This is a genomic window from Streptomyces sp. NPDC004752 (genome assembly GCF_053601275.1).
The window spans coordinates 1-15755 of sequence record NZ_JBSGBN010000179.1 but is presented as its reverse complement, the minus strand read 5'-3'; the positions used below and the strand labels follow the sequence as shown (position 1 = coordinate 15755).

The 15755-nt window shown below is 72.8% G+C and carries 15 protein-coding genes and 2 pseudogenes; 4 read left to right on the top strand and 13 right to left on the bottom strand.

Features of this window, described 5'->3' with window-relative positions:
• From ACWEKM_RS42285 to rimP, 8 genes are all read right to left on the bottom strand, one after another.
• On the bottom strand, positions 1-1196 hold a 1196-nt coding region (locus ACWEKM_RS42285), incomplete at its 3' end, for a trypsin-like peptidase domain-containing protein (RefSeq protein WP_451626625.1).
• Between the two features lie 264 nt (positions 1197-1460).
• Positions 1461-2366, bottom strand: coding sequence for a tRNA pseudouridine(55) synthase TruB (gene truB, locus ACWEKM_RS42280; RefSeq protein WP_451626624.1), 906 nt, complete (start codon positions 2364-2366; stop codon positions 1461-1463).
• Entirely contained in the window at positions 2363-2815 is a 453-nt protein-coding gene (gene rbfA, locus ACWEKM_RS42275) for a 30S ribosome-binding factor RbfA (RefSeq protein ID WP_451626623.1), read from the bottom strand. Before rbfA ends, truB begins: the two co-directional genes overlap by 4 nt.
• 39 nt (positions 2816-2854) lie before the next feature.
• Positions 2855-3148: a DUF503 domain-containing protein gene (locus tag ACWEKM_RS42270; protein ID WP_451626622.1), complete on the bottom strand. Its 294-nt coding sequence runs from the start codon at positions 3146-3148 to the stop codon at positions 2855-2857.
• 395 nt (positions 3149-3543) lie between these two features.
• Positions 3544-6552 (bottom strand): translation initiation factor IF-2, encoded by a 3009-nt coding sequence (gene infB / locus ACWEKM_RS42265; RefSeq protein ID WP_451626621.1) that lies wholly within the window; start codon positions 6550-6552, stop codon positions 3544-3546.
• Between the two features lie 162 nt (positions 6553-6714).
• Entirely contained in the window at positions 6715-6996 is a 282-nt protein-coding gene (locus tag ACWEKM_RS42260) for a YlxR family protein (RefSeq protein WP_351745929.1), read from the bottom strand.
• A 113-nt stretch (positions 6997-7109) separates the two neighbouring features.
• Positions 7110-8096, bottom strand: coding sequence for a transcription termination factor NusA (gene nusA, locus ACWEKM_RS42255; RefSeq protein ID WP_451626620.1), 987 nt, complete (start codon positions 8094-8096; stop codon positions 7110-7112).
• A 2-nt stretch (positions 8097-8098) separates the two neighbouring features.
• Positions 8099-8644, bottom strand: coding sequence for a ribosome maturation factor RimP (gene rimP, locus ACWEKM_RS42250; protein WP_451626619.1), 546 nt, complete (start codon positions 8642-8644; stop codon positions 8099-8101).
• 204 nt (positions 8645-8848) lie between these two features.
• Here rimP and ACWEKM_RS42245 point away from each other — a divergent pair, with 204 nt between their 5' ends.
• The 3 genes from ACWEKM_RS42245 to ACWEKM_RS42235 all read left to right on the top strand — a co-directional run bounded on the left by ACWEKM_RS42245 (position 8849) and on the right by ACWEKM_RS42235 (position 10908).
• Positions 8849-9382 carry a hypothetical protein gene (locus ACWEKM_RS42245; protein WP_451626618.1) on the top strand — a complete coding sequence of 178 codons (534 nt, stop codon included), beginning with the start codon at positions 8849-8851 and terminating at the stop codon, positions 9380-9382.
• 58 nt (positions 9383-9440) lie between these two features.
• Positions 9441-9917, top strand: a complete 477-nt coding sequence (locus ACWEKM_RS42240) for a ferritin-like domain-containing protein (protein ID WP_451626617.1) — start codon at positions 9441-9443, stop codon at positions 9915-9917.
• Between the two features lie 88 nt (positions 9918-10005).
• Positions 10006-10908 carry an aminoglycoside phosphotransferase family protein gene (locus ACWEKM_RS42235; RefSeq protein WP_451626616.1) on the top strand — a complete coding sequence of 301 codons (903 nt, stop codon included), beginning with the start codon at positions 10006-10008 and terminating at the stop codon, positions 10906-10908.
• 302 nt (positions 10909-11210) lie between these two features.
• Here the strand turns inward: ACWEKM_RS42235 and ACWEKM_RS42230 are convergent, their stop codons facing one another.
• A complete protein-coding gene (locus tag ACWEKM_RS42230; protein WP_451626615.1) occupies positions 11211-12914 on the bottom strand; it encodes a proline--tRNA ligase in 1704 nt (567 codons plus the stop codon).
• 41 nt (positions 12915-12955) lie between these two features.
• The gene (locus tag ACWEKM_RS42225; RefSeq protein WP_451626614.1) at positions 12956-13525 is read right to left on the bottom strand and encodes a GNAT family N-acetyltransferase; all 570 of its coding nucleotides are present in this window, start codon (positions 13523-13525) and stop codon (positions 12956-12958) included.
• Between the two features lie 192 nt (positions 13526-13717).
• Here ACWEKM_RS42225 and ACWEKM_RS42220 point away from each other — a divergent pair.
• Positions 13718-13978 (top strand): annotated as a pseudogene (locus ACWEKM_RS42220) (AMP-binding protein); the annotation flags it as partial.
• 120 nt (positions 13979-14098) lie between these two features.
• On the opposite strand, the gene ACWEKM_RS42215 reads toward ACWEKM_RS42220, so the two are convergent.
• The 3 genes and pseudogenes from ACWEKM_RS42215 to ACWEKM_RS42205 form a co-directional block, all read right to left on the bottom strand.
• The gene (locus ACWEKM_RS42215; protein WP_451626613.1) at positions 14099-14947 is read right to left on the bottom strand and encodes a GNAT family N-acetyltransferase; all 849 of its coding nucleotides are present in this window, start codon (positions 14945-14947) and stop codon (positions 14099-14101) included.
• A 222-nt stretch (positions 14948-15169) separates the two neighbouring features.
• Complete coding sequence (locus ACWEKM_RS42210) at positions 15170-15412, bottom strand: hypothetical protein (protein WP_451626612.1); 243 nt, start codon at positions 15410-15412, stop codon at positions 15170-15172.
• Positions 15413-15617: 205 nt separating this feature from the next.
• Positions 15618-15755, bottom strand: a pseudogene (locus tag ACWEKM_RS42205) (flavodoxin-dependent (E)-4-hydroxy-3-methylbut-2-enyl-diphosphate synthase); the annotation flags it as partial.

The following is a 15755-nucleotide window of genomic DNA, read 5'->3' as shown; positions in this document are numbered from 1 at the left end:
GCCGCGACGATGCGGGCCGCCCGGTCCAGGGCGCGGCGCGCCGCGTCGGCCACCGAGCCGTCGGCGGCCGAGAGGTCGGCGCCGCGCAGCCACAGCGTGGGCGCCGGTGCGGGGCCTTGAGCGCGCCGGGCGGCGAGGGCTGCGAGTTCCGTCGTCCGTCCGCTGCCCGGGGCGCCGACGAGGGCGAGTACCGTGCGGTCGCCCTCCGTGAAGGACGTCAACTCCCGTGTGATGCCGACCCGTTGGACGGGTTCGACGGGTCCGGGACCGGCGCTGCCGACCGCTCCGACATGGCCGACGGGCGCCCCGGGCGAGCCGTCCTGTCCGAACGAGGCGGCGGTGATCTCCAGGATGCCCGCCAGGTTGACCTCGGCGCCGTAGGCGGGCACGGTCGCCGCGTTGCGGGCGAGCAGGTCGGCGAGCGGGCCCGTGTCCGCGCCGTGCCTGCCCGCCGTCCGGGCGGAACCGGAGGCGGTACGGCGCAGCGGCACCGCGAAGCCGATGTCGCGGTCCTCGGACCGCAGCGCGGTGCCGAGCACGGCGACGACCGTGCCGGTTTCCGCGTCGAGCACGGGTCCCCCGGCGGCTCCGCCGCCCAGCCGCAGCGCGTCCCGCCCCGCCGTGCCGATCGCCAACTCCAGTACGCCGTCGAGGAGATGGACGCGGTCCGTGGCCGTGTAGGTCACCTCGGTCACGCCGAGCGCCCGCGCCTCACGCCAGCCGCAGGCGGCGAGACGCACATAGGTGCCGGTCTCGATCCGCTCCCGCGCGGTGATCGGGAGCGGAGCGACGCCAAGCCCGTCGGCGCGGACGAGGGCCAGGTCCAGGTGGGGCAGCGGGGTGACGGCGTCGGCGGTGACGACGCAGGTGCGCTCGCCCGCATGCAGGACCAGCCGGGCGAGTCCGTCGACGGCTTCGTGGCTGGTGACGACGGTGCCGTGATGATCGGCCGGGAAACCGGTGCCGCGCGGCCGACCGGCCGGATCGCGGATCTGTACCAGGGTCACGTCCGGGCCGCCCGCGGTCCACCGCGCGGGCGGCCTGCCGCCCGTGTCGCCCATTCCGTCCCGCTGGTGCCAGGCTTCGTCCCGCTCGTGCCGGGCCACGTCCGGCTGGTGCCGGGCCACGTCCCGAGTCCGGCCCGCACCATCCGCCGCCCGGCGGCTGTTCCCGGTCCGCGGGCCCCGTACCGCCATGGTCGAACCTCCCGCCCCTGCCCACGCGCCCTGTCCTCGACGGTAGGCGCGCAGTGATCAGCGGGACAGATCGCCTGTCGAAAGCGCCCCCTTCCACTCCCCCGGTTCACTCCGAGCGCCTGCCCGGCCGGGTGAATGGGCGAGGGCGGCTGGACAACCCTTGGGATGGGGGAACCGAGGGGGAACCGTGGAGCGGCGGCAGTGGAACCCCATGCTCCGCCGCTCCACGGGCCGGCCGAAGCGGTCAGCCTCGGCGGAAGGCGGTCAGCCGAAGACGGCCAGGCTCTTCGCCTTGCCCTTCTGTTCCTCGACGAGCGCGAGGAAGCGGCCCTCGGGGTCGAAGACCGCGACGGCGCCGGAGCCCGTGTACGCGTCGGGCATCTCCAGCCGTACGCCATTCAGGAGCAGCCGGGCCCGCTTGGTGTCCACGTCCCAGCGCGGGAAGGCGGCCGCGGCGGCCGCGGCGATCGGCATCACGGTCAGCTCCTGCTGGAGCTGGTCCAGGGTCCGCGCCGCGTCCAGTCGGTACGGCCCGACCCGGGTGCGGCGCAGCGCGGTGAGATGGCCGCCCACACCCAGGTCGGCGCCCAGGTCACGGGCGAGGGCGCGGATGTAGGTGCCGGAGGAGCAGACGACCGAGACCACCAGGTCGAGCACCGGGGTGCCGTCCTCGGCGACGGCGTCCCGGACGTCGTACACCGTGAAGGAGGAGATGGTGACCGGCCGGGCGGGGATCTCGAAGTCCTCGCCCTCGCGGGCCCGCTTGTAGGAGCGCACACCGTCGATTTTGATGGCGCTGACCTTGGAGGGCACCTGCATGATGGCGCCGGTCAGCTTGGCGACGCCGGCGTCGATGCCCTCGCGGGTGACCTTGCCGGCGTCGGTGGCGGCGGTGATCTCGCCCTCGGCGTCGTCGGTGAGCGTGGTCTGGCCGAGCCGGATGGTGCCCAGGTACTCCTTCTCCGTCAGGGCGAGGTGCCCGAGGAGCTTTGTCGCCCTCTCGACACCGAGGACGAGCACGCCGGTCGCCATCGGGTCGAGGGTGCCCGCGTGCCCGACACGGCGCGTCCGCGCGATCCCGCGCATCTTGGCGACGACGTCGTGCGAGGTGAAGCCCGACGGCTTGTCGACGATGACGAGGCCGTCGGGCGTGGTCTGCTTGCTGGTCATTCGCCGGGAACGTCCGTCTCGTCGTCCGATCCGGGCTTGCGGTACGGGTCCGCTTCTCCGGCGTACGCGGCTCCCGCGGACGCCTCGCGCACCTTCGCGTCGGAGGCCCGTGCCCGGTCGAGGAGGTCTTCGATGTTCCGGGCGGTGTCCGGCAGCGCGTCCGCGACGAAGGTGAGCGTGGGCGTGAACTTCACGCCGGCGGCACGACCGACCTCGGAGCGCAGGATGCCCTTGGCGCTCTCCAGTCCGGCCGCTGCGGCCTGCCGCTCCTCGTCGTCGCCGTACACCGTGTAGAAGACGGTCGCCTCCCGCAGGTCCCCGGTCACCCGGGTGTCCGTGATGGTGACGTGCGAGCCGAGCCGCGGGTCCTTGATCCCGCGCTGCAGCTTCTGGGCCACCACCTCTCGGATGAGGTCCGCCAGCCTTTTCGCCCGCGCGTTGTCGGCCACTGGTCCGTCTCCCGTTCTTTCTTCTTCTGTGTTCTGTGGTCAGTCGTCGTCCCCGTGGAAGCGCCGCCGCACCGACAGCAGCTCCACTTCGGGGCGGCCGGCGACCAGCCGTTCGCACCGGTCGAGTATGTCGCTCAGGTGCCCCGCGTCGCCGGAGACCATCGCGAGGCCGATCAGAGCCCGGCGATGGAGGTCCAGATGATCCACCTCGGCCGCGCTCACCGCGTACTTGCGCTGCAGTTCGGCGACGATCGGGCGGACGACGGAGCGCTTCTCCTTCAGCGACCGTACGTCGCCGAGGAGCAGGTCGAAGGACAGTGTCCCCACGTACATGTGTGTCTCCGGATGACCCGCCGGTACGGGATCGATGGCCCTGCCCTTGGGATCGGCAGGGACATCAAGAACGGTACCGCGTACCTGCCGACGGCTCGATGGGGTTTCCTCGGCACCGGTTGGCTGCTGTTCCGCCCGGGGGCTCCGCCCCGGACCCCGGCTGCCCGAGCGGCGGAGCCGCCCGACCGGGTCCTGCCCACCCACCCCACTTCGGTGGGCTCAGGGGCGAAGCCCCATGACAGGGGCCAGGCGATCGAGGGAGCCGGGCGGTCAGGTGGGCAGAGCCCCGCAACGGGACCACTCGACCCACCGAGCCGGGCGGCCGGGGCGGGTTGGGAAAGGGCGCCGGCCGACGGAAACACGTCCCGCCGGCCGGCGTCAGAACCCGTAGGTCGTCACACCCGCGGCTTCTCGCGCATCTCGTACGTCGCGATGACGTCGTCGATCTTGATGTCGTTGAAGTTGCCGAGGTTGATACCGCCCTCGAACCCTTCGCGGATCTCGGTGACGTCGTCCTTGAAGCGACGCAGGCCGTCGATGGTGAGGTTCTCCGCGACGACCTTGCCGTCGCGCAGCAGGCGCGCCTTGGTGTTGCGCTTGACCTCGCCCGAGCGGATGAGCACACCGGCGATGTTGCCCAGCTTGGACGACTTGAAGACCTCGCGGATCTCCGCCGTGCCCAGCTCGACCTCTTCGAACTCCGGCTTGAGCATGCCCTTGAGGGCCGCCTCGATCTCCTCGATCGCCTGGTAGATGACCGAGTAGTACCGGACGTCCACGCCCTCGCGCTCGGCCATCTGCTGCGCGCGGCCCGCCGCGCGCACGTTGAAGCCGATCACGATGGCGTCGGAGCCCATCGCCAGGTCGATGTCGGACTCCGTGACCGCACCGACGCCGCGGTGCAGGACGCGGATGTCGACCTCTTCGCCGACGTCCAGCTGGAGCAGGGAGGACTCCAGTGCCTCGACCGATCCGGACGCGTCGCCCTTGATGATCAGGTTCAGCTGCTGGACCTCGCCGGCCTTCAGCACCTTGTCCAGGTCCTCCAGGGACACGCGGCGCGTGCGCTTCGCGAAGGCCGCGTTGCGCTCGCGGGCGGCGCGCTTCTCCGCGATCTGACGGGCCGTACGGTCCTCGTCGACCACCAGGAAGTTGTCGCCGGCGCCCGGGACGTTGGTCAGACCCAGGACCTGGACCGGCGTGGACGGGCCGGCCTCGGCGACGTTGTTGCCGTTGTCGTCGAGCATGGCCCGGACGCGGCCGTAGGCGTCGCCGACGACCATTGTGTCGCCCACGCGGAGCGTGCCTCGCTGGACGAGGACCGTCGACACGGCACCGCGGCCGCGGTCGAGCCGGGACTCGATCGAGATGCCCTGCGCGTCCTGGTGCGGGTTGGCCCGCAGGTCCAGGGCGGCGTCGGCGGTCAGGACGACCGCCTCCAGCAGGCTGTCGATGTGCAGGCCCTGCTTGGCGGAGATGTCGACGAACATCGTTTCGCCGCCGTACTCCTCGGCCACCAGGCCGTACTCGGTCAGCTGACCGCGCACCTTGGTCGGGTCCGCGCCCTCGACGTCGATCTTGTTGACCGCGACCACGATCGGCACGTCGGCCGCCTTGGCGTGGTTCAGGGCCTCGACCGTCTGCGGCATCACACCGTCGTTGGCCGCGACCACGAGGATCGCGATGTCCGTCGACTTCGCACCGCGGGCACGCATGGCGGTGAACGCCTCGTGACCCGGGGTGTCGATGAAGGTGATGGCCCGCTCTTCGCCGTTGACCTCGGTCGCGACCTGGTAGGCACCGATGTGCTGGGTGATGCCGCCGGCCTCGCCCGCGATGACGTTCGTCTTGCGGATGGCGTCGAGGAGTCGGGTCTTTCCGTGGTCGACGTGACCCATGACGGTGACGACCGGCGGGCGGACCACCAGGTCCTCCTCGGAGCCCTCGTCCTCGCCGAACTCGATGTCGAAGGACTCCAGGAGCTCGCGGTCCTCCTCCTCGGGGCTGACGATCTGAACCGTGTAGTTCATCTCGCCGGCGAGGAGCAGCAGGGTCTCGTCGGAGACGGACTGCGTCGCGGTGACCATCTCGCCCAGGTTCATCATGACCGCGACGAGCGACGCCGGGTTGGCGTTGATCTTCTCCGCGAAGTCGGTGAGCGACGCGCCGCGGGAGAGACGGATGCTCTCGCCGTTGCCGCGCGGCAGCATCACGCCGCCGACGCTCGGGGCCTGCATGGCCTCGTACTCCTGGCGCCGCTGCCGCTTCGACTTGCGGCCACGGCGCGCGGGACCGCCGGGACGGCCGAAGGCACCCTGCGTGCCGCCGCGACCACCGGGGCCGCCGGGACGGCCACCGAAGCCGGGACGGCCACCGCCGCCACCGCCGCCACCGAAGCCGCCGCCACCGCCGCCGCCACCGGGACGACCGGCGAAGCCACCGCCGCCACCGCCGGGACGACCGCCGCCGCCGCCACCGGGACGACCGGCACCGGCCGGGCCGCGACCGCCGCCGGGGCCCGGACGCGGGCCGGCAGCGGGACGCTGCGGCATCATGCCGGGGTTCGGACGCGGGCCGCCGGGACCGCCGCCGGGACGCGGACCGCCCTGCGGGCGGGGCATGCCGGCCGGGCTCGGCCGACCGGAGGAACCGGAGTGACCACCCGGAGCCTGCGGACGCGGACCGCCGCCCTGGGCGCCGGGGCCCTGCGGACGGGGACCGCCGCCGGGACCGCCGGAGCCCGGACGTCCGCCCTGCGGACAGGGCGCCTGCGGGCGCGCCATACCGGTGGAACCACCGGACGTGAAGGGGTTGTTGCCCGGTCGCGGACCGGCCGGACGGGCACCCGGACGCTGGCCCTGGCCACCGGGGCGCGGCGCACCCTGGCCGGGACGGCCCTGGCCGGACCCGCCCGGACGGGCACCGGGCTTGGGCGCGCCGGGGCGGGCGCCGGAACGCGGGCCCTGGGCGGCCGGGGACGGAGCCGGGGCCGACGGCGGAGCGGTGAACTCCGGCGTGGTGGGCGCCGCCGGGGCCGGACGAGGCGCGGGCTTCGGGCCCGGGCGCGGGCCGGGGGCCGACGGGGTGGACGCGGGGGCCGGCGTGGCCGCGGGCTGCTGGGCCACGGGGGGCCTGGGGGCGGCCGGCTTCGGCGCAGCCGGACGTGCCGCCTGCGCCGGGGCGGGCGCGGCGGGCTTGGGGGCGGCCTTGCGCGGGGCGGGCTTGGCGGCGGACCTGCCGTTGCCACCGCCCTGGAAGGCGTCGGTCAGCTTACGTACTACGGGCGCCTCGATTGTGGAGGACGCCGAACGGACGAATTCACCGAGTTCCTGGAGCTTGGCCATGACGACCTTGCTCTCCACACCGAACTCCTTGGCGAGTTCGTAGACCCGGACCTTAGCCACTTCGCTCCTTAGAGGTCCGGGTTGCGGCCGGACCGTCGCTAGTTCATGGGCGTACTCATCGCGTACTCATCGAGTGCTCATCGCAATCTCGACCTGCTTTCGACTCGCGAGGTACCGGCCGCACGGAGTTCCGTACGGCACGTCTTTCCTTGCCGTGTTGCCTCAGCAACTGTGTGTCTGCTCGACGTACCGGCGCAACGCCATTACGTCGAGCGGTCCCGGGACGCGGAGCGCCCGTGGAAACGCCCGGCGGCGTACCGCCTGATCGAGACAGACCGGGACGGGGTGCACATAGGCACCCCGGCCGGGCAGCGTACCGCGAGGATCGGGGACGCAGGCATCCTCGACCGCCACGATGCGCAACAGTTCGATCTTGGCCGCTCGCTGCCTGCACCCCACACAGGTGCGCTCAGGGCATGCGCGGGCTCGCGTCCGGCCAGACACTGCTAAGTCTACCTCCCCGCACCGACCTCACCCCTTCGGGGCAGAGATCGAACGGTTGTTGTCGTGTTCCAAGCGACCTGCGGCTTGGAACTATTCCCCCCGTCCGGGCGACTTCACTCGGACGGCTGCTCGGTGTCCGGACGGATGTCGATGCGCCAGCCCGTGAGCCGGGCCGCGAGCCGGGCGTTCTGTCCCTCTTTGCCGATCGCCAGTGACAGCTGGTAGTCGGGCACGGTCACCCGGGCGGACCGGGACGCCATGTCCACGACCTCCACCTTGGACACCCGCGCGGGCGACAGCGCGTTCGCCACCATCTCCGCCGGGTCGTCCGACCAGTCCACGATGTCGATCTTCTCGCCGTTCAGCTCGCCCATCACATTGCGCACCCGGCCGCCCATGGGGCCGATGCAGGCCCCCTTGGCGTTCAGGCCCGGACGGGTGGAGCGGACGGCGATCTTGGTGCGGTGACCGGCCTCACGGGCGATCGCGGCGATCTCCACGGAGCCGTCGGCGATCTCCGGCACCTCCAGCGCGAAGAGCTTCTTCACCAGATTGGGGTGGGTGCGCGAGAGGGTGACCGACGGTCCCCGCACGCCCTTCGCCACCCGGACGACGTACGAACGCAGCCGCATGCCGTGTGGATAGGTCTCGCCCGGCACCTGCTCCTGCACCGGCAGGATGGCCTCCAGCCTGCCGATGTCGACGAGCACGTTCTTCGGGTCGCGGCCCTGCTGCACCACGCCGGTGACGATGTCGCCCTCGCGGCCGGCGTACTCGCCGAGCGTCGCGTCGTCCTCGGCGTCCCGCAGCCGTTGCAGGATGACCTGCTTGGCGGTGGTGGCGGCGATCCGGCCGAAGCCCGACGGGGTGTCGTCGAACTCGCGGGGCTCCTGGCCCTCTTCGAGGTCCTCGGGGTCCTCCTTCGCCCACACGGTCACATGCCCGGTCTCCCGGTTGAGCTCCACGCGCGCGTGCCGACGGCTTCCCTCGGTGCGGTGGTAGGCGATGAGGAGGGCCGACTCGATCGCCTCGACCAGCAGGTCGAAGGAGATCTCCTTCTCCCGTACCAGACCCCGCAGGGCGCTCATGTCGATGTCCACGGCTACGCCTCCTCTTCCTTCTTGTCGTCGTGCTTGTCGTCGTGTTTGTCGTCGTGGGGGAACTTCTCGCTGTCCTTGCGGCTGAACTCGACCTGCACGCGCGCCTTGGCGATATCGGGGAAGGCCAGTCTGCGCGCGGTGGGCCTGCGGCCCTTGACACCGGGCACTTCGAGGTCGAGGCCGTCCTCGTCCACCGCGAGGATCCGGGCCACCAGCTCACCGCCCTCGTGCAGTTGGAACTTCACCAGACGGTCCGTGGCACGCACGTAGTGGCGGTGTTCGGTCAGGGCGCGCTCCGCTCCCGGGGTGCCCACCTCCAGGTCGTACGCGCTCGCGCCCATCGCGTCCGTCTCGTCCAGCTTCGCCGAGAGCGCGCGGCTCACATCGGCGATCCGGTCCAGGTCCGCACCGGTGTCGGAGTCGACGACGACGCGCAGCACCCGCTTGCGTCCGACGGAGTCCACGGCGATCTCTTCGAGATCGAGGCCCTGTGCGGTGACGAGCGGTTCCAGCAGTTCCCGCAGCCTCTCGCTCTGGGTGGTGCTCATCCGGGTGACTCCTCGGCCGCGTGTGCTGTTGTGGGATGGGTCGCGTGTCTGGTCAAAGGGTATCCGGTCGCCGGGGGTGTTGCCGTCCACCTGCGCACGAGCGGTGCCGCTGACCGGTGCCGGGGAGGCACGCGGGTACGGTGATCACGAGCGTGCCCCTTTCTCGTCTTTCTCGTCGTACGAGCTCCCCCGAGGACGTCTGCCGTGCCCCTCTCCCCGTCGTCGCGCGCCCTTACGGGGCCGCGGAGAAGAACCCTGCTCGCCTCGGCTGCCGGAACGGTCCTCCTCGTGGGCTGCTCCGGCGGGGACGGGGATTCGGGCACCGCCGGCAGCGGTCCGTCGGCCGCCGAACGGACACGCGCGCGGGCCGCCCGGGACAGCCGGGAGCTGGCGGCGCGGTACGACGCCGTGCTCGCCGCGCATCCGGCGCTGGCGCGGCGGTTGCGGCCGCTGCGTGCCGCGGTCGTGGCGCACGCGACGGCGTTCGAGGAGGGGGCGGCCGACCCGTCGCCGTCCTCGGCCCCGACGGCCGCCGCCGCGTCCGCCTCGCCGACCGCCGCCGCGGTCCCGGCGAACACCACCAAGGCCCTGGCGGGGCTCGCCCTCGCCGAACGTGGCCTCGCCGACCGGCGGGCCAAGGCGCTGCTGGAGGTCCCGGGTGAGCTGGCGCGGCTGCTGGCATCGACGGCGGCGGCCGGGGCGGCACACGCGTATCTGCTGGCGGGCGACGGCAGTTGAGCGGGACGACCGAGCGGGAGCGCCCGGCTCGCCGGGCAGCGCGGAAGGAGGGCGCCAGGTGAGCGAGGCGAAGGACGGCGGGCTGACGGCACTGCAGGCGGCACTGGCCGCCGAGCATGCGGCCGTGTACGGGTTCGGAGTGGTCGGCGGGCGGATCACCGCGGGGCGGCGGGCGGAGGCGCGGGCCGCGTGGGACGCACACCGGGCGCGGCGGGACGCGCTGGCGCGCGAGGTGCGCGACCGGGGCGGTGAGCCGGTCGCGGCGAGCGCCGCCTACGCGCTGCCGTTCCCGGTGCCGGACTCGGCCGCCGCGGTGCGGCTGGCCGCCGAGTTGGAGGAGCGGGTCGCCGACGTCTACTCCGATCTGGTGCGGGCGGTCTCGGGCGAGCGGCGCGGCTCGGCCGCGGCGGCGCTGCGGGAAGCGGCGGTGCGCGCGGTGCGCTGGCGCGGGGAGAGCGTAGCCTTCCCTGGTCTCGGCGAACGGGCCGACAAGAGGGCCGGGACCGGCCCGGCTCCAGCGACGCGGACGCCGTAGCCCGGTCCGGGCGGCTGACCGCACGGACCGACGGGCGACGCAGCCCTGTACCGCAGGCCCCGTACCGCAGGAAAGGAACGACTCGCGCATGGCTTTCGAACCGCCGCGCCGCCTGGTGCGCGCGCTCGGTGAGACGGCACCGGACGGTGACGACTGGCTGGAGAAGCTGCCCGAGGCGGCCCGGCAGGCCGTCGCGCTGCGCGAGCTGACCGTGGAGCGGGTGCAGGTGCCGGGCGGGCGCAGCAGCCTGGTGGTGCTGGTGCGGCGGGCGGACGGATCTCCGGCCGTGCTGAAGCTGGCACCGCACCGGGCCCGGCCGGAGAGCGAGCGGGCGGCGCTCGCGCACTGGGGCGGGCTGGGCGCCGTCCAGCTGCTGGAACCCTTCGTGGCCGAGGGCGAGCTGCTGTTGGAGCGGCTGCACCCGGATGTGTCGGTGCGCTCGCTGCCGGAGGCGCGGGCGTTGCTGGAGGCGGCCGGGACGCTGCGGCGGCTGTGGGTCGAGCCACCCGGCGGCGGTGCCGCGCACCCTTTCGAGACGGTGGCCGAGCGGACCGGGCGGCAGGCGGCGGCGATGCGGGCCGGGGCGGACGCCGAGGCGGTGCCGCTGGTCGACGCGGCGCTCACGGCCCGCGAGGAACTGCTCGTGGCGCCGCCCGAGCACCGGCTGCTGCACGGCACGTTCCGGCAGAGCAAGGTGCTCGCCGGGGAGCGGATGCCATGGCTCGCGGTAGGGCCGGACCCGGTGGTCGGCGAGTGCGCCTTCGACCTGGCCCGGCTGGTCCGAGACCGGGTGGAGGACCTGATCGCCTCCCCGTCGGGCTCGGCGACGACCCGACGCCGGGTGAAGCGGCTCGCCGAGGCACTGGACGTCGATCAGGACCGCCTGCGGGGTTGGACCCTGTTCCGCGCGGTGGAATCCGGACTGCGGGCCCGCCGGGCAGGCCGCGCCAAGGACACCGAACTGCTCATGGAGTTCGCGTCCTGGCTGTAGGGCCGCGGGCCGGTCGGTGGCCGGCAGCGGCAGTGGACGGTCCGCGCAAACCGCCGGTGGCCCGCGTGAACGGTCCGCACAAACCGCCGGTGGCCCGTGGGCGGTCGTGGGGATCGGCCATGGGCCATCGGGTGCAGGTGTGGTGACCCCGTCTCGTGGTGGCTGCCGGGAGGGGCCGAGCGGGTCGGGCGAAGTCCGCTGTGGCTCGGCAGCGCCCCGGAAGGGGCGCCGGGAACCGCGCGACCAGCCACGATGTCACCGCAACCGACCGACGGCGCACCCTGGCCCCTCCCCCGGAGCGCTCAGCGGGACGTCAGGCGGGCGATCGCCTCGTCGATGGTCAGCTCTTCGCGGTGACCGGTCTTGCGGTCCTTCAGTTCCAGGACGCCCTCGCCCGCGCGGCGGCCCGCCACCAGGATGCGGGGGACGCCGATCAGCTCGGAGTCCGTGAACTTCACGCCCGGGGAGACCCCGGCCCGGTCGTCGACCAGCACGCGGAGGCCCGCGGCGGCCAGCTTCTCGGAGACGTCGAGCGCCACTTCGGTCTGCAGGGCCTTGCCCGCGGCCACCACATGCACATCCGCCGGGGCGACCTCCGCAGGCCAGCACAGGCCCTGCTCGTCGGCGGTCTGCTCGGCGAGGGCGGCGACCGCGCGGGAGACACCGATGCCGTAGGAGCCCATGGTCACGCGGACCGGCTTGCCGTTCTGGCCGAGGACGTCGAGCTTGAGGGCGTCGGCGTACTTGCGGCCCAGCTGGAAGATGTGGCCGATCTCGATGGCGCGGTCCAGCTTGAGGCCGGTGCCGCAGTTCGGGCACGGGTCGCCCTCCCGCACCACCACGACGTCGACGTACTCGTCCACCTCGAAGTCACGTCCGGCGACCACGTTCCGGGCGTGGACATGCTCCTTGTTGGCGCCCGTGATCCACGCCGTGCCCGGGGCCACCCGCGGGTCGGCGAGATAGGTGACCTTGTCCAGGCCCTGCGGCCCGACGTAGCCGCGCACCAGGTCGGGGCGGCCGGTGAAGTCCTCGGCGGTGACCAACTCGACCGCGGCCGGGGCGAAGTGCGCCTCGACCTTGTCCAGGTCGACCTCGCGGTCGCCCGGGACGCCCACGGCGACGATCTCGCCGTCGACCTTGACGAGGAGGTTCTTCAGGGTGGCGGAGGCCGGAACGCCGAGGGAGGCGGCCAGCGTCTCGATGGTCGGGGTGTCCGGGGTGGGGATCTCCTCGGCCGCGGGCACCAAGGAGCCGTCCACCGGCTTGAGTTCGTAGCCGATCGCCTCGGTGTTGGCCGCGAAGTCGCAGTTCGGGCAGTCCGCGAAGGTGTCCTCACCGGCTCCGGCCGGGGCCAGGAACTCCTCGGACTTGGAGCCGCCCATGGCGCCCGCGGTGGCGGCGCAGATGCGGTAGTCGAGGCCCAGGCGCTCAAAGATCCGCTGGTATGCCTGCCGGTGCAGGGCGTAGGACCGGGCGAGGCCCTCGTCGTCCAGGTCGAAGGAGTACGAGTCCTTCATCAGGAACTCACGGCCGCGCAGGATGCCCGCGCGGGGCCGGGCCTCGTCACGGTACTTGCTCTGGATCTGGTAGAGGATGACCGGCAGGTCCTTGTAGGAGGACGCCTGGTCCTTCACCAGCAGGGTGAAGATCTCCTCGTGGGTCGGGCCGAGCAGATAGTCGCCGCCCTTGCGGTCCTGGAGGCGGAACAGTTCGGGACCGTACTCGTCCCAGCGGCCGGTCGCGTCGTAGGGCTCGCGCGGCAGCAGCGCGGGCAGCAGCACCTCCTGGGCGCCGATCGCGTCCATCTCCTCGCGGACGATGCGCTCCACGTTGGCGAGGACCCGCTTGCCGAGCGGCAGCCAGGACCACAGGCCGGCGGCGGTGCGGCGCACATAGCCGGCGCGGACGAGCAGCTTGTGGCTGAGGACCTCGGCGTCCGCCGGGTCGTCGCGCAGCGTCTTGGCCATCAACTGGGACATGCGCTGGACCGGTGCGTTCGCCATCGTTCTCGTACTCCTGCCGGGTAAGGGTGATGGCTAGGAGGTTAGCCGGGCGGTTGCCATGGCCGGAAATCGATTCCCGGCCGACGGCGGCGCAGGGGCAGCGGTGCCCCCATGACCGCGTACGGCCTGGGGGCGCTGGGGAACAGGACCTGGCGGGCCAGGTCCTGATAGCCGAGGGAGTGGTAGAGGCCGCGGGCCGGGCTGTCGGTGTCGATCGCGGAGAGGATCGACCGGGGTTCGGCGGCCCCGTCGGTGATGGTGGTGATCAGGGCGCGGCCGATGCCCCGGTTCTGGTAGCGCGGGTGGACATGCAGCTCGGTGATCACGAAGGACTCGTCGAGCCACTCGTCGTGGCCCTGTGCCCGCAGATACGGCTCCACGACGGTGGACCACCAGTGCGTACGGTCGTTGGGCATGCCGTACACGAACCCGGCGAGCCGGCCTGCGGCGGTCGCGCCGAAGGCCCGCGCGCCCGGGAAGGTCATATGGCGCAGGACGATGTGGCGGCGCACGGCGATCTCGTCGGCGCCGAGCCCGAAGGCGACGGCCTGGACGGCTAGGGCCTCATCGACGTGGGCGGAGAGGTCCAAGGGGCCGATGACGAGGTCCATGGCCCGGAGCCTACAGGGGGGTTTCGGGTGTCCGGGGGGCCCGGGCGTCGCTTGTGGCCGAGAGTGCGTGCGGCCTTGCGCGGCCGGGGATGCCGCCCCGGGCGCCCCCGGCTCGGCCGACGCAGTGGGCTCGGCCGGCACAGCCGACTCACGCGGTTCCGTCGGCGCTGTCGGCTCACGCGGCTCTGTCGGCTTCCCGGCTTCGCGGGGTACGGCCTCTGCGCCGCTGCGCACCGGCATCATGGCGGGGTCGCCCTGCCCGGTCGAGGTGATGGGATGCAGCGGGTGGTCGGCGAGATGCACAGGGCGGAGGTCTCCATCTGCCACGGCATGACCGAGACCTCCCCGGTCTCCCCACAGACCCGGATCGAGGACGACCTGGAGCACCGCACGGGCACGGTCGGCCGGGGGCCGCTGCGCCTGGAGGTGAAGGTCGTCGACCCGGTGACCGGGGCTCCATCGGCTCCGTCGACTCTGTCGACTTCGCCGGTTCCGTCGGTTTCGTCTGTTTCGTCCGGTCCATCGGCTCCGTCGGTTACGTCGGTTACGTCGGTTCCGTCGGAGAAAGGCGGTTCAGAACAGCACGCTCATGAACGCGCCGACCTCCCGGAAGCCCACCCGTAGATAGGCTCGCCTGGCCGCGGTGTTGAAGTCGTTGACGTACAGGCTCACCACGGGAGCCACGTCCGCGAGCGCGTAACGCAGTACCGCCGCCATGCCGGGGGCCGCGAGGCCGCACCCCCGGTACTCGGGGGCCACCCACACGCCCTGGATCTGGCAGGCCCGGTCGGTCGCCGCGCCGATCTCCGCCTTGAACACGACCCTGCCGTTGTCGTCGAGCCGGGCGAAGGAGCGGCCGGAGCCGACGAGTTCGGCGACCCGGGCCTGGTAGAGCAGTCCGCCATCGCCGACCAGCGGGGAGACGCCGACCTCCTCGGTGAACATCGCCACGCACGCCGGCATGATCGTTTCTATCTCGTCCTTGCGGATGCGGCGGACGTAGGGATCCGGGGCGATGTCGGCGGGCATGCGGTCGGTGACCATGAGCGGCTGGTGGGTGCGGACCTCGCGGGCCGGGCCCCAGTGCGGTTCGAGGAGGCGCCACAGCCGGGCGGTGGGTTCGGCGGGTCCGACGATGGAGGAGCAGCGGCGGCCGGCGCGGCGGGCCCGGTCGGCGAAGGCGCGCACGGCCCTCGGGGTGGCGCAGATCGGCACCAGGTTGGCGCCCGCGTAGCACAGCGAGGTCAGCATGCCGTCCTCGTACCAGCCCCACATCTCCCCGCCGAGCCGCCATGGATCGAGGCCCGCGATCTGCACCCGGGACGTCACGAAGGCGTTCGCGACGGGCTCGCGGTCGAGGACGGCGAGCGCGGCGTCCAGGTCGCTCGGTTCGAGCACCCGAGAGGTGGTCTGGGTCAACACGTGCGGCGCCTCACCCTGGGGGTTCTGCTGATCTCCGCACTGTACCCGCCGAATTTGTGCCGCGCCGCCCCACGGGGACGGCACGGTGGGGGCGGTCGGTCGGCGGGGTTCCCGGGAGGCCGAGGAAGCGGCGCCTAGCACCGTTGCAGTACTAGGACGCTCCCCAGCACCCGGGGCGCGCATCTCACGTCATGTGCCGACGCCGTCACTCACGGGCACCGCTCAGTCCTTGATCTGGTCGAGGCCCCGGGCGGGCGACGAGCGGGCGGGCCCGGCCCAGGCCGAGGGGCAACTCACCGGGAGAAAACCATTGTTGTCGGTGCAGTCGGTGAAGTCGCCGTCGGTCAGGGCGGGTTCGCTCGCGCCGACGGCGCCGACCGGGTACCGGTCCTCGCGGTGCGGGGTCGTGCGTGCGTTGCGGACAGTATCCGCGCGCGCCGCCGTACCAACTGCCCGTTCGCTCACCACCGTTACCTCGCACACCGCCGTACATGGATCGGCACGGGGCGGTCCTGGCCGTCGTACCACCGGCCGCCGGTGGGTGGAGCGGCGGAACAGCGGTGGGCCCGGGGAGCGGCGGGCCGTACGGGTCGGGGCGCCGTGGCGCGCGTGCCGAGCAGCGGCACGGCGGGCGGCGTCACGGCGGGCGGCCTGCCGCTCGGGGGCGTCGTCAGTCGGCGACCGACACCGACGGCTCGCCGGAGGCCACGCCCTCGGCCTCCATCTGCTCGGCGAGCTTCATGGCCTCCTCGATGAGGGTCTCGACGATCTTCGACTCCGGAACGGTCTTGATGACCTCGCCCTTCAC

Coding starts and splice junctions, on each gene's coding strand:
- truB (WP_451626624.1), bottom strand. CDS start 2,366: ATGACCAGCAAGCAGACCACGCCCGACGGCCTCGTCATCGTCGACAAG.
- ACWEKM_RS42270 (WP_451626622.1), bottom strand. CDS start 3,148: ATGTACGTGGGGACACTGTCCTTCGACCTGCTCCTCGGCGACGTACGG.
- rimP (WP_451626619.1), bottom strand. CDS start 8,644: ATGAGCACCACCCAGAGCGAGAGGCTGCGGGAACTGCTGGAACCGCTC.
- ACWEKM_RS42235 (WP_451626616.1), top strand. CDS start 10,006: ATGGCTTTCGAACCGCCGCGCCGCCTGGTGCGCGCGCTCGGTGAGACG.
- ACWEKM_RS42230 (WP_451626615.1), bottom strand. CDS start 12,914: ATGGCGAACGCACCGGTCCAGCGCATGTCCCAGTTGATGGCCAAGACG.
- ACWEKM_RS42225 (WP_451626614.1), bottom strand. CDS start 13,525: ATGGACCTCGTCATCGGCCCCTTGGACCTCTCCGCCCACGTCGATGAG.